Raw genomic sequence first — 20,242 nt, 5'->3', positions numbered from 1 at the left:
AATTAGAACTTAACGTTTACGCCAGCGAATAAACGACGACCTAACGTATCAAACGTGTACGGGTCAGTGTTTGAATCGTTATTACCTGAGTAATACGGTGGCTCTTTATCAAATAAGTTATTAACACCTGCAGACAATGTCACTGTATCATTAATTAAGTAAGATCCACTAATGTCATGGTACACAACTGAAGGCGTTGAAGGTGCATAACATGTCTCACCATCAATACATGCGAAGCTATCTAGGCCAGCAATGTAGCGTGCTTCATAAGTTGCATCCCAGTTATCTCCTTTAACTGTTAAGTTAAAGTTTGATTTGATATCTGCGTAACTACCAGCTCCACCCGTAATGTAACCAGCGTAATCTACAACAGCACCCGTATCAACAACGTATTCATCTAAATATGTTGTATCAAGGCCAGCTCTCCAGCTTAAGCCTAATGCATCAAATGAATACTTCAGATTTAAGTCAATGCCAGATGTTTTTTCAGAACCAATATTACGAAGCTGATTATTGAAAACAATGCGACCATCAGCTTGTAAAATTGCACCTGTGCTTGCACAAAGTTCGTTTGAACTGCTGTTTGAATTACCAATACATTGATCAACAACGAATTGGTTGTTGTATGTTGAAATAGCATTTTCGATTTCAATGTCGTAGTAATCTACGGTCATTGAGAAACCTTCAAACCATTGTGGTTCGTACACCACACCAAACGTTAAAGTATCAGCTTCTTCTGGTGTTAGATTTTGATTACCGCCCACAGTTACTTCTGCCTGGCTATCAGCACCTGGGTATTTTACTTGCTCATAAGATGGCGCATTACCTGAGTAAAGCTCATCTACCGTTGGAGCACGGAATGCGGTTGAACGTACGCCACGGAACATCAATTCATCATTTGCTTTCCAAGTAAAACCAAGTTTCCATGTTTCATCAGAACCAAAAGTGCTGTAATCAAACGCGCGGATTGCCGCACTTAATTCAACATATTCTGCAAATGGAAGCTCAGATAGTAAGGGTAATGCAAACTCAACATAAGCCTCATTCACATCAAACCCACCACTTGTTGGATCTACACGTGGATCGTTACCTAGACCTTGAGCAGCAATTGAATCAGGATTATACCATGCCTTTTCTTGGCGACGCTCTACACCCGCTGCAAATGCAGCATAACCTGCAGGTAGCTCAAACATTTCACCAGATAATGAAGCTGCCAAAATAAATAACTGGCTTCCACCTGAGTTTTGCTCTGTGTATATATAATCTTGAATGTTTTCTTGTGACCAAGATGCCTCATTTAAAGGCTTAAATGTACCTGCAGCTAAGTCTTCTGTGATTGCAGAAACGTTGTGCAGATTACTCATTTTATCAACAGAATCATTGCGACCAAAGTTTGCTGATGCATCCCATGAATAATCACCAATAATACCTTCAGCACCCACAACAACACGAACAGTATCAACTGTTTGCGATAAGTCACGAGTACCACTTTCAGCCATACGACGACGGTAGCTTATTTCATCACCATAGGCGTAATTAGTCGGTGTTGTAACGTAATTATCATTAGCATCTTTTACAAATGCACCGTTAACGACTTGTCGCTTATCATAAGTTTGTGACAGTAAGCTGTCACCCATATCTTCGGTATATTTAAAGCCAAAGTTGATAGGCTGTGGTGCTAACTTTTGCTCTGACCAGCGCTTAGTATAGGTAAACTCGCTGAAAAGCATTGTGTCATCATTTAGTTCATAATTACCTAAACCTGTGATGTTTAAGCGTTCCATAGGTGTGTATAGGTAGCTTTTAGACGCATAGTTGTATGCATCGTTTTCATCGGTATAGCGGTGTAAGTTACCGCCAAGGCCACTTAAACCAGCATCGTCAGCAACACCCTGCTTCTCGATTTCACCTTTATCGTTGATGATATTAGCTGTATTAACATTGTAAATATGGCCGCCTTCGCTGAATGAAGAACCGCCACAGAAAAGTCCATTTTCGCCTTCAAATAAAGGACATGATGAGAAACCACGATCACCTTGACTTGCTTCACCACGATCAGTGTATTGAATACCAAAAACCATATTACCTTTGTCAAATGTTGTACCTAAGGTAAAGTCGATTGATGTTTCTGACGCATCATGTTTTGAAGTCATGGCTGTGTTGACGTTTAAATCTAAACCTTCAAAGTCATTTTTAAGGATAATATTTACAACACCCGCTACAGCATCTGTGCCGTATACAGCAGAAGCACCGTCTTTAAGTACTTCAATTTGTTTGATCATTGATACTGGAATAGTATTTAAATCAACCGTTGAAGCCGCACCAGTACCTGAATTGATCATACGACGACCATTAACAAGTACTAAAGTACGCTGTGAACCTAAACCACGTAAATCTATAGATGCACCACCGCCAGAGCCATTATTAACGCCAGGGTTTGTCATTGCACCACCCGTAGCCGTCATTTGTTGTAATACGCTATCTACAGATGTTGCACCTGATGCTTTAATTTCATCGGCACCGATAAGTGTAACTGGGCTAGCAGTTTCCATATCTGAACGCTTAATACGAGAACCCGTTACTTGAATTTTTTCAATTGACTTTGCTGCTTCGTCTGCAGCTAAAACCTGAACACTTGAGAACATTGGGATCGCTGCAATTACAGCTAAACCAAGAGTTGATTTTTTCATGGATGAACCCTACTTGTTGAAAATTTACCTAAATTGGTAATGCTCACTTTTATGAGAATTTTGAGTGAGCGGGAGCAACTTAGGCGCCTTTAACTGAACGAAAACTTAACGAACGATCACTATGCAATCAATGAAAATTAAGACGTCCCACGAAAGGAACAAAGGTTACAGTATGTTTCATTGTTAATTAATAAAAACATTTAGAAATCATAAACTAAAGACCAAGCAATCACATAAAAAACACAGCTGAAATCAAATGAGTAGAGTTTGTAATCAAATGTAATTATTACAATAATGTGCCCTAAACAGGAAGATTAACATGTTAATCACAGCTCGTTATTAAAACGGTAAAACTAGGTGTTAATTACTAACCATATTTATGCAAGTAGATTGTTTATTTAGTCTGATTTTTTTTGTTATAAGTTTTAATCATGCAAATTTTATGTGTATTGAAGGTTTAAGACGGGCTGCCAATTAAACTAAAAACGGCTATCAAAGTGGATCCATTAGATAAATCTACATATTAATGACATGGGTGCTTTATTGCACGTATGAGCACAATTGAATAAGTAAGCCAAGCAGAGCTTAAGTTATAAACTTGGAAGGTAAATGGATATGTAAAAGCTATATTAAGAATGGTTATTTTATCAGATAGACTTTAATTGCAGATAACTATTAAATGTGAGGCATTTGGCTTTGCCGCTATAATTTTACGGGAATGGCGCAGTTAAAAACCACGCCTGAGTAGAAAGCCTTTATTAGGTAACGTTAAAAAAATATTCAACATTTTCACTTATGCCAGTGTTTGTATCGACAGTAGTAAGAATAAGCTTCCACACCATGTTTTTTTCTGAGCAAATCCCTACCATAGTATTAGCTACCCAAACGCTGCCCTGATTTTTAAATTGTACGGGAATGTAACCCATATACATGCTAACGCCTTCTAATTTAGCTGCAGTTATTGTTACACCAGTCGGTAACTGAGTGTAAATTGAAAACGGTGTCTCTGGTGATAGGGTTTCTTCGCTTAGCCAAACTTTAACTTGATTTGGAAAAATACACGGGTTGTTATTTTTACACTCTGTTTGTGATTGATTTACTTTTGGTGTTGATGTTGATCCAGAAAAGTCACAACCTAGTAAGAATAGTAGAAAAGAAAGTAAACATACTCTATATATATACATGCAGGTTCTCAAAGTATCTAATGTATTAGCCCAACATTTGGGCACGTTGGTTGATTATCGGCTTTAATGGGCAAGTAAGGTACAAATCACCTCAAAAAATAGACAGCAAGTTAATAAAGTTTGATTGATGTCATATTATTACGCAATTGACCTATCTTTTTAAGGCCAAAAAATTTATCATTTCAACCGCAAAAAAAACAAGTATTTCTTGAGATTATTATCTTTAACAACCACATATTGTGGGTTTTAGATAGTATACTTTGGAATAATAGTAGGTCCTACTTTTACAAGTAGGTAATTCATTTCTAAACGCATTTATTGCAGCGGAAGCCAGAAAATGAGCCAAACAGTAGCATCACAAACTGAGTACAATTATAAAGTTGTACGCCAATTCGCTATTATGACAGTGATTTGGGGCATCGTTGGCATGGGTATTGGGGTTCTGATAGCTGCCCAATTAGCTTGGCCAGCTCTTAACTTTGACACACCATGGTTAACTTACTCTCGACTTCGTCCGTTACACACGAACGCAGTAATTTTCGCATTTGGTACAAGTGCACTTTTTGCGACGTCTTATTACGTCGTACAACGTACATGTCAAACGCGCCTTCTTTCAGACAAATTAGCCGCCTTTACCTTTTGGGGTTGGCAGTTAGTTATTGTTCTAGCAGCAATTACTCTACCTATGGGTATTTCAAGTTCTAAAGAGTATGCAGAACTTGAGTGGCCAATCGATATCTTAATTGCTGTTGTTTGGGTAACTTACGCTATTGTATTTATGGGCACTATTGCAAAACGCAAAGTAGCGCATATTTATGTAGCTAACTGGTTCTATGCTGGTTTCATTATTACCGTTGCTGTTCTACATATTGTTAACAGCATGGCAGTCCCAGTCTCATTGACTAAATCATATTCAATCTATGCAGGTGCCGTAGATGCAATGGTTCAGTGGTGGTATGGCCACAACGCAGTAGGCTTCCTTCTAACTGCGGGTTTCTTGGGTATGATGTATTACTTTGTACCAAAGCAAGCGGGTCGCCCTGTTTATTCATACCGTTTGTCGGTTGTTCACTTTTGGGCACTTATCTCTCTTTACATTTGGGCAGGTCCTCACCACCTTCACTACACTGCGCTTCCTGATTGGACGCAAAGCTTAGGTATGGTGATGTCTATTATCTTATTCGTACCGTCTTGGGGTGGTATGATCAACGGTATTATGACGCTCTCAGGTGCATGGCATAAGCTACGTACTGACCCTGTTTTACGTTTCTTAGTGGTTTCATTGTCTTTCTACGGTATGTCGACGTTTGAAGGCCCGATGATGGCAATTAAATCTGTTAATGCGTTATCGCACTACACAGATTGGACTGTAGGTCACGTTCACTCAGGTGCATTAGGTTGGGTTGCGATGATTTCTATCGGTGCTATTTACCACCTTATCCCTGCGTTATTCTCGCAAGGTCGTATGTACAGCATTAAATTAATCAATACACACTTCTGGTTACACACAGTGGGTGTTGTTTTATACATTGTTGCAATGTGGATTTCAGGTGTAATGCAAGGTCTAATGTGGCGTGCAGTTAACTCTGACGGTACATTAATGTACAGCTTTGTACAGTCGTTAGAAGCCTCTCATCCTTTCTATGTTATGCGTTTCTTAGGCGGTGTATTCATCGTTACAGGTATGCTGGTTATGGCTTATAACGTTTATCGTACAGTTTCAGCGAAAAATAACTCGTTAGAACTTGATGAACAAGCGCAGTTAGCATAACGGAGTTAGATAATGAGCAATAAAAATTCACAAAACAAACACGAAATTATCGAGAAAAACATTGGCCTCATGGCCATCTTGACTGTTTTCGCAATCAGCTTCGGTGCATTAGTAGAAATTACGCCGCTAATGTTCCAAGACGATACAACCAAGCCAGTTGATGGGTTACGCCCGTTAAACGCACTAGAGTTTGAAGGTCGCGACATTTATGTACGTGAAGGTTGTGCTAACTGTCACTCTCAAATGATCCGTCCATTTCGTGATGAAGTTGAGCGTTACGGTCACTACTCTGTAGCAGGCGAGTCAGTATGGGATCACCCTTTCCTTTGGGGTTCTAAACGTACTGGCCCTGACTTAGCACGAGTAGGTAAACGTTACTCAGATGATTGGCATTATGCGCACTTAATGGATCCACGTGCCGTGGTTCCTGAGTCTAATATGCCAGGTTTCCCTTGGTTAGCAGAGAACACGCTTGATACAAGTCTGACTCTGAAAAAACTACAAATTTTCCGTGACACGTTTGCTATTAATCCAGAAAACCCAAAACACCCGGGTCTAGGTTATGGCAGTGACGAGGAATTAATCGCTGACATTGCTAAGGTTGATGCAATGAATGACGGTAAAGGTGCAACAGAAATGCAAGCCCTTATCGCTTATTTGCAACAACTTGGCACACATTTGAAGTAGATTATTATGGACTACGGGACATACAGAGGCATTTTGACTCTGGTAATTTTAGTATTATTTATTGTGATTGTTGGATGGGCATATAGCAAGCGTAGTAAAAGTCGTTTTAAAGACGCTGCTAATGTCATATTTGAAGATGAAAAAAAACACAACAATACACTCTCTAACGAGGAAAAGGGGTCTGAGAAATGACTAGCTTTTGGAGTATATGGGTTATTGTATTAACCCTTGCATGCTTAATCATTATCTTTGGTCTACTAGTTTGGAACTTAAAAAACTATGTAGGTGTAAAAGAAGGTGAAAGCTGTGGACATGAGTTTGACGGCATTCAAGAATTAAACAATCCACTACCGAAATGGTGGACTTACATGTTCTTCGCAACGTTTGTGTGGTCTGTTTATTACTTAGCAGCCTACCCAGGTTTAGGTAATTGGGAAGGTTTAGCAAAATGGACAAGCTCAAACCAAGGTATTACCTCTTTAACTGAATCGAAAGAAGCAGTCATTGAAGCGAAAGAAGATGGCCGTTTTGTAAAGCTAGATGCTGAATACCGCGCTGCTGAAGAACGTTTTGGTCCTATTTTTAATGAATTGGCTCAAATACCTGTTCTAGATTTAGTAGAGTCTAAATTTGCTGGTGATGCAGCACAGCAAGTTGCGCTAGAAAACGGCACTAAACATGAGCAAACTCAAGGTCAACTCGCAGTTGAAATTGGTCAACGTTTGTTCTCACAAAACTGTGCACAATGTCATGGCTCTGATGCTCGTGGTGGTACTGGCTTCCCTAACCTTACTGACAACGATTGGTTGTACGGTGGTTCTCCTGACAAGATCAGAGAAACATTACTTTTAGGTCGTGTTGCAGCAATGCCACCTTGGGGTGATGCATTAGGTGAGCAAGGCGTGAAAGAAATGACGGCTTACGTACTTAGCCTATCTGGTCGTACTGTTAACCAAAAAGATGCCGATGCAGGTAAAGCAAAATTTGCTATGTGTGCTGCGTGTCATGGTCCAGATGGTAAAGGTTCAGTTGCCCATAACCTACCGTTTGGTGCACCAAACTTAACTGATAACATTTGGTTATACGGTGGTTCTCAACGCGCTGTTGAAGAAACACTTAACCATGGCCGTGCTGGTGTAATGCCTGCATGGAAAGAGATTTTAGGCGAAGATAAAATTCACCTATTAACTGCTTACGTTTACAGCTTATCGCAAGATAAATAACGATAAAGTTAACAAAACGTTTCAGTTTTAATCTTTTTATTTCAGTAGATTAATTCAGATCAAAAAAGCCTCCACTCGGAGGCTTTTTTTTAGTCTTTTCATTCTATTTATTATAATATAGTCGCACATTAATTAATTTTAGAGCGACTATGCAACCGACTCCGTGGTATAAAAATTTTTGGCCTTGGTTTTTAATCTTCTTTCCTTTAGCTGCAATTATTGGCTGCATTAGTTTATTTATTACAGCCATTGGTAACGGCCCAGATATGGTTGTAGATGATTACTATAAAAAAGGCAAAGCAATCAACTTAGAACTCGTTAAGTTTGATAAAGCAAAAGCGTTGTATTTACATGGCGACCTAAATGTATCAGATGAGCGTGTAAGCTTTAAATTTACCAAAGGCGATACCAGTAATATACACGCATTAAGATTGTCGTTTTTTCACCGTACTATAAAAGCGCACGATTTTGAGGCCACTCTCACCCCAAATGCTAATCAAGAGTTCACTGCATTATTAGAAAGCTATACACCAGGCGCATATTCGGTGTTTATTGAACCCGTTGATAACAGTTGGAAAATGAAAGAAAACGTTAGTTTACCAACCACCGCCACCGTTTTAGTGACTCCTAACTATAAGTAGTATTTAGTATGTCTAAAAATTGCTTTCATTGTCTTGAAAGTGTGCCTGCTGGATTTAGCGCACATGTTGTTATAGACAATACCGCTGAGCCAATGTGTTGCATTGGCTGCCAAGCTGTTGCACAAAATATCATTGACCAAGGGATGACCGACTACTACAAATATCGCACTGTTAGTGCCGGTAAAGTAGAGCAACTCGTCCCTGAACAACTCGCTTTTATTAAAAGCTATGACAATGAAGATATTCAAGATGAGTTTATCAGTACGCATAACGACAACTCTGAGGTGCTTCTCAGTGTTGAGGGCATTACCTGCGCCGCCTGTGCCTGGCTTATTGAAAAGCAATTACTTAACCTTAAATCGGTAAAGCGCGTTGATGTAAACACCTCAACTAATCGCGCTATGATCCAATGGGATAAAAGCGCAACCCCTTTAAGTGAGCTAATCACCTCACTGGCTGAAATAGGCTACAAAGCCTATCCATTCCAATCAGATGTAGAAGCCCAGCAAAAACAACAAACAGCTAAAGCCTATATTCGCCGCCTCGGCGTGGCAGGCTTAATGACCATGCAAGTGATGATGTTTGCCTTTGCTATGTACTTTGGCATGTTCTCTGGGATGGACAGCAACTTTGAACAGTACTTTAGATGGATCAGCTTGATCCTTGCAACGCCCGTTATTTTATACAGCGCCCTGCCCTTTTTAAGTAATGCAATTAACGGCTTAAAAGCAAAACAACTGAATATGGATTTACCGGTATCATTGGCGATTTTTGGTGCCTATGGTGCAAGCTGTTACGCCACCGTAATGGAAGTCGGTGAAGTTTACTTTGAATCTATTTGTATGTTTACCTTTTTACTCTTATTAGGTAAATACTTAGAATTTAGAGCGCGCTTAAAGGCCAGTGAATTTACAGCCAACTTACAAAAGCTACTGCCACTGACAGCCCGTACACTCGATGAAAACGGCAAAGAGCACATAATTGCCGCTAAAAAGCTCAAGCTTAACGATATCGTTTTAATAAAAGCAGGCGAAACTATCCCTGCCGATGGCATCTTAGTCAAAGGCAGCACCAGTGTTGATGAGTCTATGATGACTGGTGAACATCAGCCAGTACGAAAGTATATTGATCATAACGTGTATGCGGGCACGGTTAATCATGATGGTATTATTGAAATAAAAATCAATAAGCTGGGCCAAAATACCCTGCTTAATCAAATTATTCGCCTGCAACATAATGCCCTAACAAAACGCCCACGGTTAGTAGAAATTACCGACAAAGTCGCGCAGTGGTTTGTTGCCGTATTACTGGTATTTGCCTCTCTAACCGCCATTGGCTGGTATCAAATTGACCCTGATGTCGCTTTTTGGATCACTATATCGGTGTTAGTGGCCACTTGCCCGTGCGCATTGAGTTTAGCTATTCCAACCGCGTTAACGTGTGCTGTGGCTACCTTAACTCGTAAAGGAATATTAATTAAGCAAGCACATGTGCTCGAAACACTCTCAAAGCTTACTTTAGTTGCTTTTGATAAAACCGGTACGCTTACGCAAGGTAAATTTAGCCTCGATGTTGTTGACATACTTGATGATAACTACAGCAAAGAGCAAATTCTTGATATTGCAGCACAGCTTGAGAGCTATTCTGAGCACCCTATTGCTAGTGCCTTTAAAGAGTTTAAAGGTCAGCGTAAATTTGACGATGTACAGCTCCATCCAGGGGTTGGGATCAGCGCTCAATACGATAATACGCACTACGCCATTGGTAAAAGTGGCTGGTTTGATACCAAAAAAACCAATGCGCAAGCTACCCTTTACATAAACAAGCAACCCGTTGCACGCTTTTACTTTGTTGATAAAGTAAAAACAGATGCCGATAAACTCATTAACTCGTTAAAGGCTGCCAATCTAAGTTGTCATATGCTAACAGGTGACGCCTCAGATGCCGGTGCCAAGGTGGCAAAAAAATTAAAGCTTGATTCAATACAAGCCAGTTGTAGTCCAAAAGATAAACAAGACGCCGTTGATCATTGGTCAACTCAAGGTGAAGTTGTTGCTATGGTTGGCGATGGCGTAAACGACAGCCCAGTATTTGCCAGCGCCCACTTATCAATCGCCATGGAAACAGGGGCTGATATCTCTAAAAACAGTGCCGATGTTGTGCTGCTTAACAGTGATTTAGCCTCTATTGATCATTTGTTGACGATTGCTAAGCAAACACGGCGTATAATTAAGCAAAACCTAGCGCTTTCTTTATTATATAATGGCTCTATATTACCGCTTGCTGCTATGGGTTTAGTTGCGCCTTGGATGGCGGTAATTGGTATGTCTGCCAGCTCTATTATTGTGATATGTAATTCACTAAGGCTATTAAAGTTATGAGCATAATTTATATTTTAGTTCCTATCGCTATCTTGTTTGTACTAATTGCCATTGGCGTGTTTTTTTGGGCAGTAAAAGGCGAGCAATTCTCTGATTTAAACAAGCAAGGCCACAGTATTTTGTTTGAAGACGATAAAGAGCAACATAATAAAAGTAATGATTGATCCAATTTTTGTTAGTGCTTTTTTAATGGGGTTGATTGGCAGTGGCCATTGCATTGCTATGTGCGGCGGCATTGCCAGCTCATTACAGTTAGCCAGTAACAAGCGCCAAACTTGGTTGTATTCTCTAGCCTATAATAGCGGCAGAGCGCTAAGTTATATGCTTGCTGGTGCCCTAGTCGCCGGTATTAGTAGTCAATTTGCCACACAAAACTCGGCCTTTGCGCTGTTTTTATCATTTTTAGCGGGCGTGTTTATGTTACTGGTCGGCGTTTATATCATGCGCTTAGCCGCGACATTACAATGGCTCGAAAAACTCGGCAAAACCCTCATTTGGCAGCACTTAATTAAACTTAATAAATATTTAATGCCCATTGATTCCCCATTAAAAGCGCTTGGTTATGGCGCACTATGGGGCTGGTTACCGTGCGGCTTAGTATATTCTGCGCTCACATGGGCGATGACCAGTGGCACTGCCATAAATGGTGCTCTGGTTATGCTGGCATTTGCCCTAGGGACGTTCCCTGCCATGATCACCTTAGGTGTGGCTGCACAAAAGCTCAATACGCTTTTTAATCACCCTTGGACGCGAATAATATTAGGCAGTGTTATCATTTGGTATGGTATCTACCTTCTGATCATTGCAACAGACAAGCTAGTGCATTAACATTGGTAAATGTTGTGCATAGAAATTTAACGGATTGAACTTATGGATTTTTCTCAAAGTCGTGCTAAAGGTAATTGTGCCATTAGCTGTAATAACTGCAGTATTAGCCAGTTATGTTTACCATTTTCTTTAAATGGCCAAGAAATGGATAAACTTGATGAGATCATTGAGCGAAAAAAACCATTACACAAGGGTGACTACTTATTTGAGTCGGGCGCACCTTTAAATGCAATTTATGCAGTTCGTTCGGGGTCGTTTAAATCGTATACCTTGTCAGAGCAAGGCGATGAACAAATTACAGGCTTTCATTTAGCGGGTGACCTTGTTGGCTTTGACGCCATCAATAAAATGCAACATCAAAGTTTTTCTCAAGCACTAGAAACCTCAATGGTATGTGAAATTCCCTTTGAAACTCTTGACGAACTAGCCGGTAAACTGCCTAAATTGCGCCAACAAATAATGCGTTTAATGAGTAGTGAAATAACCTACGATCAGGAAATGCTATTATTACTTAATAAAAAGTCAGCTGAAGAACGTCTTGCTAGCTTTATTTATAACTTATCAGAGCGTTTTGGTGAGCGTGGTTTTTCACGAAAAGAATTTAGATTTACTATGACTCGCGGCGAAATTGGTAACTACTTAGGTTTAACCGTAGAAACTATCAGCCGTTTATTAAGCCGTTTTCAAAAAGCCGACTTAATTAAAGTAGAAGGTAAATTTATTACTATTTTAGATAATGACGCTTTAGCCAAAACGGCTGCGATTGTTAAGCCTCGTTAATAATCATTTCTCATTTTAAAATTAATCCTACCCTGAATTGGAGCGTAATTATTGCAATTATGCTCTATCTCTACTAACACTTTGAGTAGAGGTATTAACCATTCACTTTTAAGAGTCGATGAATGAATTGTCTGGCTCATTTTTTAATATAAAAGCAACTACGTCCTATTAAACTCTTACATAGAAGGACAATCTTATGCCTAAATCTTTATTTCTATTTATCGCTCTTTCTTTAAGTATTTTATTTAGTTGCCAAGCATCGAGCTCAATGATCCCCGATGACGGCATTGATGACTCAGAAGCACTAAAAGACTTGATTTTAAACACTGCAGAAAATTCTGAGCTTAAAATAGACAAGCCAGGAGTTTATGACATCTGCTCAGCTATTATTGTTAGAAATCTTAACAATATTGTTATTACAGCTAATACTGGCGTTATACTAAAAAAGTGTGACCAATTTGAAGGAGAGTATATTTTATCCTTTTATAATTCACGCTTCATAGAAATTAATGGTTTTATTTTTAGAGGGTTAACCACAGACAAAATTAATTATGTTTGGGGTGAGCAAGGTATCCTTTTTGCCGGCTCCGAAGATATTTCAATTAAACATAATCAATTTTTTGATTTTGGCGATGCGGCTATAAGAGCAACGTCCTCAAAGCGTTCATCATATAATGCCCCTATCAACTCTTTCAGAGTAAAAATTAGTAATAATTATTTTAATAATGTTACCCAAGTGACCACAACTCACCCATGGAGTGGAAACTATGGTGGTACACATGATATTACTGTTGAAAGCAATGTATTTGAAGGTCTGAAAGGTTCCTTAAAACTAGCCACTAGAAAACCTGTTTCTAAAGCTTTAATAAAATATAATACCTTTAAAAAAACTAAAGGCACTGCAATTGAGCTGACCTATTACTCGGATGTTAAAATAATTGCTAACACTTTTATAGACAGTGATAAGTTTATCCTCAATGCTTACCCAAATAAACCAAGGAGTGTGACCGAGCCTTTTAATTGGGGAAATATTTATTTTACTCACAACACCGTTTTACGTGCTAAAGGGGGAATTAGAATACTTTCTGATGTGCCTGATGAGCTCATCGACGATATTTTTATAAGAGGCATTCATATCAATAACAACCATTTTATTGATATTGATATGACTGTTTATCCTGAAAAGAAATACTGGGATCTTATTAATTTATTTACTCGAGACGGAAAAAGTTATCTATTTTCTACAATCAAAGATAATGTTTATAACTTACTACCTGAAGTAGACTTTGTGAAAAAAACGAGTGGATTCACTGTGGAAGACAACACTTTAATAAAGCCTGAAAATAATTAAATTTTGTAAAGCTCTACACACGTTCATGCAGGATAAGGGTTTCAAAATTAGAGAAGCTTTATTTCTTGATATAGAACAAGAATATTAGTGCTACCCCTTTAACTGTTGTGTATTTGCGTTACACTCAAGGTATAACTGTTAAGTGAATGGAGTAGCACAATGGAAACGATTAAACGTATTATCGCGGTTATTGACCCAACTAAAGACGATCAAAATGCCCTCGCGCGTTCAATAGATTTAGCCAAAAAATCAGGGGCTAGCATTACCGCCTTTATGACGGTGTACGATTTCTCTTACGAAATGACTACTATGCTCTCTGGTGATGAACGTGAAGCAATGCGTAAAGCGGTGTTAAAAGATCGCGAACTATGGTTAAAAGATCTTGTCTCTCCTTATCAAAACATTAATATTAATACCCAAGTCATTTGGCATAACCGCCCTTACGAAGCCATTATTAATACCGTTATTAATGATAAATATGACCTAGTGATCAAAGGTACTCATCAGCATGGTGCGCTTAAAGCGGTTATTTTCACGCCAACAGACTGGCACTTAGTCAGAAAATGCCCAACCCCTGTATTATTTGTAAAAGATATGGCGTGGCCAGCACATGGGAATATTTTAGCGGCTGTTAATGCAGTCAGTGAAAACGATCAGCACCTGTCACTTAATAAACGCATAATTAAAGATGCACAATTTTTATGTGAACTGGCTAATGCTAAACTTAACTTAGTCAATGCATACCCTGCTACACCGGTTAATATAGCCATAGAGATCCCTGAGTTTAACCCAGGGTTATATAACGAATCAGTTAAAAAACATCATATTGAATCAACCAATGAACTCGCTAATGAGTTTAACCTAACCTCTGATCAATGCTTTATTGAAGAGGGATTGCCAGAAGATGTGATACCGGATGTTGCAAAACGCTTAAACAGCGAATTAGTGGTTATTGGCACTGTGGGACGGACTGGCTTAAGCGCTGCCTTAGTAGGCAACACTGCTGAGCATGTTATTGACAGCCTTGATTGTGATGTACTTGCACTTAAACCTGATGGGTACGTAAGCCCGCTTGCAGAAAGTTAGCGTTTGCAGTAGCTCCCATATTACATATGGCATATAATACGCCCCTTTATTTTTAGCAATTAATTTTGTCGTACTATTTACAAGGGGGCGTAGTGTCTCATTCTGCTCAAGCCAAAGCTCAATACAACTTAAATAAGCTTCAAAAGCGTTTACGCCGCCTCACAGGTCAAGCTGTCATGGACTTTAACATGATTGAAGAAGGTGACCGTATTATGGTGTGCTTATCGGGTGGCAAAGACAGTTACACTATGCTCGACATGTTGCAACATTTACAACGTGTTGCACCTATCAAGTTTGATTTATTTGCAGTAAATCTCGACCAAAAACAACCTGGTTTTCCTGAGCATGTGCTTCCTGAGTATCTTGATAATTTAAATATTGAATACAAAATTGTAGAAGAAGATACCTACAGTATTGTTACTGATATTATTCCTGAGGGTAAAACAACCTGCTCGCTTTGCTCTCGCTTGCGCCGTGGTATTTTATATCGCACGGCTAAAGAGTTAGGTGCGACTAAAATTGCACTGGGTCATCACCGCGATGATATGATAGAAACCTTGTTTTTAAATATGTTTTATGGCGGAAAACTAAAAAGTATGCCGGCTAAACTAATGAGCGATAACGGTGAGCATATGGTTATTCGCCCACTGGCATATTGTAAAGAAGCCGATATAAGCAAATATGCGTTCAGCCAAGGCTACCCTATTATTCCGTGTAATTTATGTGGCTCACAAGAAAACTTACAGCGTAAACACACTAAAAATATGCTGGAGCAATGGAATAAAGAGCACCCGGGCCGTATAGAGAGTATTTTCACCGCCATGCAAAACGTTGTGCCTTCACACTTAGCTGATAATCAATTATTTGATTTTACCAACTTGCAAACGGGTGACGTTATTGATGGGGGCGATATCGCGCTCGATAAACCAGATATTCCAAAAGTGCCAGTTAATCATGAACAAGATGAAACAAACCAAGCCGACGTGGTTACCATTAATTTAAGTTAATTTTTAAGGGTTTGCAGTAATGCAAACCCTTCACTTTGTTCTATGCTGCTACTGACCAGCAGCTAATCCTTGTAAAAACTCTAAACTCTGCATTTCTTGTTTGTTTGCCTGATAAGGCAACTGTTGTAAGCTGTCGTAAGCAAAATCATCAATAGTAAACTCGCTAATTTCACTTTCACCAAAACTGTTAAGCTCACCTGGGCTTGGCGACATACGCTCAACAACAAAATCGCTTAACCGTAAGTCATTCGTTTGCTTGGGCAAAACAGACCAATGCGCTTTAAAGTCAATTTGCTGACTGCCCTCATTTAAACGTGCTTTAGCAACTAAATGTGCTAATGGCGAAGTTCCACTGTATAAGTTAGCTCTTAAACGGTATAAGCCACTTTTTATAACTGTTAAATTGGCCGGTACTATCATGTTTTCATTACGTGGATAGGCGTTTTCAAAACCAGTTAAGGTTGCACTAGGCGGCATATAATGTATTTGTGCCACCACCGGGACTATTTTACCCGCGATATCGGCTTCAACTAATAATTGTAAATTACGTGGATAGTCTTCTTCACCTTTAAATGTCATTGCCAGCTCATTTTGACGAGCCACACCACTTTGCGTTTTTAGCGACTTTTTGGTGTCTGTATTACTGAGTGTTACTACCGCCTTACCTAAATTTGGGGCGCTTACGGTTAGCTCTATAGCTTGTGGATACACATACCGATATTGAGACAAGCTCACTGTTAACTCCCCTCCTTGCTCACCCACTGGGCTGCTAACAGGAAAGAACTGATTTGGCTTAAGTCTGTCCTCATCATATACCGTTAATGGTTGTGAATAAGGCGGAAACGCCAAACTTTGTTGATACTGTTGTGCCACCGCCGATGCCGCTTTGGCTAAGTCTTCATCAAATGCTGACTGAGTTACTGAGCTGGTTTTTGTTGTTGCCTTTGTCACAGGTTGGCTTAGCGTGCGCTGCTGAGCTGGAGGTGTCGATATCGGCTTTTTATCATTGAGAGGGGCTTGTTTTAGGGGGTAACTTGCATGACCCTCATCAATTAAAAACCACATAAGTAGGCCCATGCTGATAACAAAGCCAATCACGTAGGACTTTTTCATCGGTTAGTTATCCTATATAAAACGTGTAGTACGTATACTACACGATGTTTTAAGTATGCTTATATCACGGGATCACATTATATATAAGTGCCGATGCACTCAAATTATCTGAGTCTTTTACATAACGATATTGTTTCTTCCAAAACCAACTACCTGTGGTTTCATCTACGGTTTCAAACCCTAGCGTGTCGTCAGCTACCGTAATGTTATTCATCGCAATCGTTACATTTCCTTGGCGCTGCGCTTGTTGAATCTCATTATGACTGTAACTGTTAGTCATCATTAATGGATAATGATATGGCATAAAACTATTAACAGCATCACTTTGCGATTTTAAACGCCCATTAGTGTCAATATTGGTGCTACAGCTACCAAATGAGTTTACCGAGCTTGCACCACATGATGAGTGAGTAGCCACCACCGAGTCGTCATTACCGCGTAAAAATCCAGCCGTTAAACCTAAGTAAGCATTACCATCGGCTACAAAACGTAAACGAGGTGTGCGTGCATCAGGTAATGGCGCAATTCTGCGTGCATTATTTACTTTTAAATCGTGCAATACGCCTACCGCCTCATTAACTTCACTGCCTAACCACCACGTTAGCGCGGCATCTACAGCAAAATTCCACGATGCGCCTGTTAATGTACTCACCGCTAAGTCGGCCAATTCACTGCCGCCACCAGCACCGGCTAAATCAAAGGTGGCAATAATATTAAGCGGCTGTAATCCGGCATTTGCAAGCCAGTTTTCTTGGTTATCTATAATATATCGGGCAACTAAGTCACCGGTTGAATGAGTCACAAATACACAGCCTGGCTCGCATAGATTTGAGCGAGAAATTTGCTGTAGTTTAGGCCATATCCAATCGGTGGTGATTTTTCCTTCTATTCGTTCATATGCAGGCCAATCGATGCGCTCGTCTGCGCGGTTCACCCAATAAGACTGCCAATAGCTTTGTCCATCGTTTACCACATCACTGGCTGCTCTATTGGTAAGTTGTGATACCTGCAAACCATGAATTAAAATTACCTTATACTCTTTACTGAGCGCAGAAAAACTCATTAGCAGGCTTAATGCTGCTGCAAATAAAGAGACGCGTTTAAATATGTGTGTGTTGTTCATATTAATCCTTAACTGATTCAATATTTTTATTATGCTTAGCTTGTTACACGCTGTTGTCGGTGCATGGTAAAAGCAACGCATTGACCAGTATTGGGAACAAAGTTAAAAAATGCAACATTTTGTTATCATTTTCACTGTTAAGGCTAAATATCTGCGTTAAAATACGACAAAAGCGCTAAACTATTGTGCTATTTGGAACAGTTTATGGGCTTTATAAACCGCCATTGAAAACACCGTGAGCTTTTTTGTTAACTATCGCACTGCACTACTTTTTATCAGCGTAATAGCGTAAGTTAGTTACATACGAACAACCGAGGAATCATAATGATAAAAAAAATAATATGTGGTGGCTTTTTATTAACCGCCATTTCCGCCCCTAGTTTTGCCGCGAGTGTTAACACCCAACTTGAACAAGCAACACAAAGTGTGAGTGAAAAAGTCATTACATGGCGTCGTCACTTACATCAATATCCAGAGCTGAGTAATCGCGAATTTGAAACCGCCAAGTACATTACTCAACATTTAAAATCACTAGGTCTTGAAGTGCAAACTGGTGTTGCGCATACCGGTGTTGTGGCTAAATTAAGTGGCGGTAAAAAAGGCCCTCTAATCGCATTGCGTGCTGATATGGATGCTTTACCGGTTACCGAACAAGTTGATTTACCCTTTGCCTCTAAACAAACATCAACCTATCGTGGCAATGAAGTAGGCGTTATGCATGCCTGCGGGCACGACACTCATGTTGCTATTTTAATGGCCGTGGCAGAGTCACTGGTAAAAATAAAAGATCAGTTAGCGGGCGAAGTACTGTTTGTATTTCAACCGGCTGAAGAAGGTGCCCCCGAGGGCGAAGAAGGTGGCGCTGAGCTGATGTTAAAAGAAGGCTTATTTAAGCAAAAGCCTGAGGCCGTGTTTGGTTTACATGTCACGAGCTCACTCAATACAGGGCAAATTGGCTTTCGTGAAGGGCCACTAATGGCCAGTGAAGATTCTTTCACAATTAACGTAACGGGGCGTCAAACACATGGTTCACGTCCATGGAATGGCGTAGACCCAATTGTTGCTTCATCACAAATTATTATGGCAACTCAAACAATCGCCTCTCGCCAAGTTGATGTAACTAAAGCACCTTCAGTCATTTCGTTTGGCGCAATTAATGGCGGCATACGCTCAAATATAATCCCTGATAATGTAGAGCTGATTGGTACCATTAGAACCTTTGATCAAACTATGCGCGCCGATATTAAAAAACGTTTAGCTAAAACCGCTGAGCTGGTTGCCGAATCCGCTGGTGCTAAAGCCGATGTGCATATAGATCACGGCTACCCTGTCACAGTAAACAATGTAGCACTCACCCAAAAAATGACCCCAACGCTTGCCCGTATTGCTGGTGCTGACAATATTATTACCACCGATTTAATTACCGGCGCAGAAGACTTTAGTTACTATGCGCTTGAAACCCCTGGGCTGTTTTACTTTTTAGGCGTCACTCCAAAAGATCAAAACGCTAAAACGGCAGCAAGTAATCATTCACCTCAGTTTTATGTTGACGAAAGCGCCTTACAACTCGGCGTAGAGTCATTATCTCAACTGGTTGTTGACTACTTACAATAACAACTCAACGTAACAAGCACAGGGGTAATAACCTTGTGCTTGTTTTATTAGAGAGTGTTATTCAGCTAATATAAATCCCCTTTCGCTTACCTTTAATTATATAAATTCTCAATCAGGTAAGGACACCTTAATGACAGCAGAATATTTTAATTTTTTAAGCCTAATTGGTGTGGCTTTTTTTGCAATTTCAGGTGCGTTATTAGGCCATGATAAAGATATTGGCGGATTTGGAGTGGTGGTTGTTGGCTCAGTCACTGCGCTTGGCGGTGGCACGCTCAGAGACATACTTCTTAACCAACCCGTTTTTTGGATAGCCAACCCCGATTTTTTATATGTCACCTATGGCGCTATTTTTGTCACTGTTATGTTTATTCGCCACTTACCCGATGTGTCTAACTATTACATGTTGTTGGTTGATGCAATTGGTATGGCTATCTTTAATGTGGTCGGTATCGAAAAAGCATTAATTGAAGGCACCACCATGATGGTTGCACTTACAATGGGCATGACTACGGGGATATTTGGTGGCTTAATACGCGACGTGATCTGTCGAGAAGTGCCGTTGGTGATGCGAGAAGAGCTCTACTCCACCGCCTGTTTTGCAGGAGGCTTGACCTATGCCGCGCTATTTTTATTAGAAGCCCCTTATTTATGGTGCATTCTTGGTTCGCTGTTGGTCAGTGTTTTTTTAAGATTGGGCGCGCTCCATTTTGGCTGGCAGCCCAATCTATTTAGAAAAAGAACACCAAAAATAAACGATTAG

At 39.9% G+C, this 20,242-nt stretch carries 18 protein-coding genes; 14 read left to right on the top strand and 4 right to left on the bottom strand.

The window, feature by feature from the left end:
* Positions 1-2: 2 nt before the first annotated feature.
* Both PISS_RS06145 and PISS_RS06140 read right to left on the bottom strand, forming a co-directional pair.
* On the bottom strand, positions 3-2,690 hold the full coding sequence (locus PISS_RS06145; protein ID WP_013464672.1) for a TonB-dependent receptor: 2,688 nt from the start codon (positions 2,688-2,690) through the stop codon (positions 3-5).
* Positions 2,691-3,448: 758 nt separating this feature from the next.
* Positions 3,449-3,874: a hypothetical protein gene (locus PISS_RS06140; protein WP_058154446.1), complete on the bottom strand. Its 426-nt coding sequence runs from the start codon at positions 3,872-3,874 to the stop codon at positions 3,449-3,451.
* Between the two features lie 337 nt (positions 3,875-4,211).
* On the opposite strand from PISS_RS06140, the gene ccoN reads away from it, so the two are divergent.
* From ccoN to ttcA, 12 genes are all read left to right on the top strand, one after another.
* Positions 4,212-5,645 carry a cytochrome-c oxidase, cbb3-type subunit I gene (gene ccoN, locus PISS_RS06135; RefSeq protein ID WP_013464670.1) on the top strand — a complete coding sequence of 478 codons (1,434 nt, stop codon included), beginning with the start codon at positions 4,212-4,214 and terminating at the stop codon, positions 5,643-5,645.
* A gap of 12 nt (positions 5,646-5,657) precedes the next feature.
* Positions 5,658-6,332 carry a cytochrome-c oxidase, cbb3-type subunit II gene (gene ccoO / locus PISS_RS06130; protein ID WP_013464669.1) on the top strand — a complete coding sequence of 225 codons (675 nt, stop codon included), beginning with the start codon at positions 5,658-5,660 and terminating at the stop codon, positions 6,330-6,332.
* Between the two features lie 6 nt (positions 6,333-6,338).
* On the top strand, positions 6,339-6,524 hold the full coding sequence (locus tag PISS_RS06125) for a cbb3-type cytochrome oxidase subunit 3 (protein ID WP_010389598.1): 186 nt from the start codon (positions 6,339-6,341) through the stop codon (positions 6,522-6,524).
* Positions 6,521-7,555, top strand: coding sequence for a cytochrome-c oxidase, cbb3-type subunit III (ccoP, locus tag PISS_RS06120; protein ID WP_013464668.1), 1,035 nt, complete (start codon positions 6,521-6,523; stop codon positions 7,553-7,555). The genes PISS_RS06125 and ccoP overlap by 4 nt, the downstream gene beginning before the upstream one ends.
* A 149-nt stretch (positions 7,556-7,704) precedes the next feature.
* Entirely contained in the window at positions 7,705-8,196 is a 492-nt protein-coding gene (locus PISS_RS06115; RefSeq protein ID WP_013464667.1) for a FixH family protein, read from the top strand.
* Between the two features lie 8 nt (positions 8,197-8,204).
* Positions 8,205-10,577 (top strand): heavy metal translocating P-type ATPase, encoded by a 2,373-nt coding sequence (locus tag PISS_RS06110; RefSeq protein ID WP_058154445.1) that lies wholly within the window; start codon positions 8,205-8,207, stop codon positions 10,575-10,577.
* Complete coding sequence (gene ccoS, locus PISS_RS06105) at positions 10,574-10,741, top strand: cbb3-type cytochrome oxidase assembly protein CcoS (RefSeq protein ID WP_008109812.1); 168 nt, start codon at positions 10,574-10,576, stop codon at positions 10,739-10,741. The genes PISS_RS06110 and ccoS overlap by 4 nt, the downstream gene beginning before the upstream one ends.
* Positions 10,734-11,405: a sulfite exporter TauE/SafE family protein gene (locus PISS_RS06100; RefSeq protein WP_024601376.1), complete on the top strand. Its 672-nt coding sequence runs from the start codon at positions 10,734-10,736 to the stop codon at positions 11,403-11,405. The genes ccoS and PISS_RS06100 overlap by 8 nt, the downstream gene beginning before the upstream one ends.
* Before the next feature lie 42 nt (positions 11,406-11,447).
* Entirely contained in the window at positions 11,448-12,185 is a 738-nt protein-coding gene (locus tag PISS_RS06095; protein ID WP_013464664.1) for an FNR family transcription factor, read from the top strand.
* A 196-nt stretch (positions 12,186-12,381) separates the two neighbouring features.
* On the top strand, positions 12,382-13,536 hold the full coding sequence (locus PISS_RS06090; protein ID WP_058154444.1) for a right-handed parallel beta-helix repeat-containing protein: 1,155 nt from the start codon (positions 12,382-12,384) through the stop codon (positions 13,534-13,536).
* 159 nt (positions 13,537-13,695) lie between these two features.
* The gene (uspE, locus tag PISS_RS06085; RefSeq protein WP_036983022.1) at positions 13,696-14,622 is read left to right on the top strand and encodes a universal stress protein UspE; all 927 of its coding nucleotides are present in this window, start codon (positions 13,696-13,698) and stop codon (positions 14,620-14,622) included.
* A gap of 92 nt (positions 14,623-14,714) precedes the next feature.
* Positions 14,715-15,629, top strand: coding sequence for a tRNA 2-thiocytidine(32) synthetase TtcA (gene ttcA / locus PISS_RS06080; protein WP_058154443.1), 915 nt, complete (start codon positions 14,715-14,717; stop codon positions 15,627-15,629).
* A 48-nt stretch (positions 15,630-15,677) separates the two neighbouring features.
* On the opposite strand, the gene PISS_RS06075 is transcribed toward ttcA, so the two are convergent.
* Together PISS_RS06075 and PISS_RS06070 are read right to left on the bottom strand one after the other, a co-directional pair.
* Entirely contained in the window at positions 15,678-16,742 is a 1,065-nt protein-coding gene (locus PISS_RS06075) for a hypothetical protein (protein WP_058154442.1), read from the bottom strand.
* A 64-nt stretch (positions 16,743-16,806) separates the two neighbouring features.
* Positions 16,807-17,865 (bottom strand): hypothetical protein, encoded by a 1,059-nt coding sequence (locus tag PISS_RS06070; protein ID WP_058154441.1) that lies wholly within the window; start codon positions 17,863-17,865, stop codon positions 16,807-16,809.
* A 324-nt stretch (positions 17,866-18,189) separates the two neighbouring features.
* On the opposite strand from PISS_RS06070, the gene PISS_RS06065 reads away from it, so the two are divergent.
* Both PISS_RS06065 and PISS_RS06060 read left to right on the top strand, forming a co-directional pair.
* Positions 18,190-19,479, top strand: a complete 1,290-nt coding sequence (locus PISS_RS06065) for an amidohydrolase (protein WP_058154440.1) — start codon at positions 18,190-18,192, stop codon at positions 19,477-19,479.
* A gap of 130 nt (positions 19,480-19,609) precedes the next feature.
* A complete protein-coding gene (locus PISS_RS06060) occupies positions 19,610-20,242 on the top strand; it encodes a trimeric intracellular cation channel family protein (RefSeq protein WP_013464657.1) in 633 nt (210 codons plus the stop codon).

The sequence above is a fragment of the Pseudoalteromonas issachenkonii genome (assembly GCF_002310795.1).
Classification (GTDB): domain Bacteria; phylum Pseudomonadota; class Gammaproteobacteria; order Enterobacterales; family Alteromonadaceae; genus Pseudoalteromonas; species Pseudoalteromonas tetraodonis.
This window is presented reverse-complemented; position numbering and strand designations above follow the sequence as displayed.

Coding starts and splice junctions, on each gene's coding strand:
- PISS_RS06145 (WP_013464672.1), bottom strand. CDS start 2,690: ATGAAAAAATCAACTCTTGGTTTAGCTGTAATTGCAGCGATCCCAATG.
- PISS_RS06140 (WP_058154446.1), bottom strand. CDS start 3,874: ATGTATATATATAGAGTATGTTTACTTTCTTTTCTACTATTCTTACTA.
- ccoN (WP_013464670.1), top strand. CDS start 4,212: ATGAGCCAAACAGTAGCATCACAAACTGAGTACAATTATAAAGTTGTA.
- ccoO (WP_013464669.1), top strand. CDS start 5,658: ATGAGCAATAAAAATTCACAAAACAAACACGAAATTATCGAGAAAAAC.
- PISS_RS06125 (WP_010389598.1), top strand. CDS start 6,339: ATGGACTACGGGACATACAGAGGCATTTTGACTCTGGTAATTTTAGTA.
- ccoP (WP_013464668.1), top strand. CDS start 6,521: ATGACTAGCTTTTGGAGTATATGGGTTATTGTATTAACCCTTGCATGC.
- PISS_RS06115 (WP_013464667.1), top strand. CDS start 7,705: ATGCAACCGACTCCGTGGTATAAAAATTTTTGGCCTTGGTTTTTAATC.
- PISS_RS06110 (WP_058154445.1), top strand. CDS start 8,205: ATGTCTAAAAATTGCTTTCATTGTCTTGAAAGTGTGCCTGCTGGATTT.
- ccoS (WP_008109812.1), top strand. CDS start 10,574: ATGAGCATAATTTATATTTTAGTTCCTATCGCTATCTTGTTTGTACTA.
- PISS_RS06100 (WP_024601376.1), top strand. CDS start 10,734: ATGATTGATCCAATTTTTGTTAGTGCTTTTTTAATGGGGTTGATTGGC.
- PISS_RS06095 (WP_013464664.1), top strand. CDS start 11,448: ATGGATTTTTCTCAAAGTCGTGCTAAAGGTAATTGTGCCATTAGCTGT.
- PISS_RS06090 (WP_058154444.1), top strand. CDS start 12,382: ATGCCTAAATCTTTATTTCTATTTATCGCTCTTTCTTTAAGTATTTTA.
- uspE (WP_036983022.1), top strand. CDS start 13,696: ATGGAAACGATTAAACGTATTATCGCGGTTATTGACCCAACTAAAGAC.
- PISS_RS06075 (WP_058154442.1), bottom strand. CDS start 16,742: ATGAAAAAGTCCTACGTGATTGGCTTTGTTATCAGCATGGGCCTACTT.
- PISS_RS06070 (WP_058154441.1), bottom strand. CDS start 17,865: ATGAACAACACACACATATTTAAACGCGTCTCTTTATTTGCAGCAGCA.
- PISS_RS06065 (WP_058154440.1), top strand. CDS start 18,190: ATGATAAAAAAAATAATATGTGGTGGCTTTTTATTAACCGCCATTTCC.
- PISS_RS06060 (WP_013464657.1), top strand. CDS start 19,610: ATGACAGCAGAATATTTTAATTTTTTAAGCCTAATTGGTGTGGCTTTT.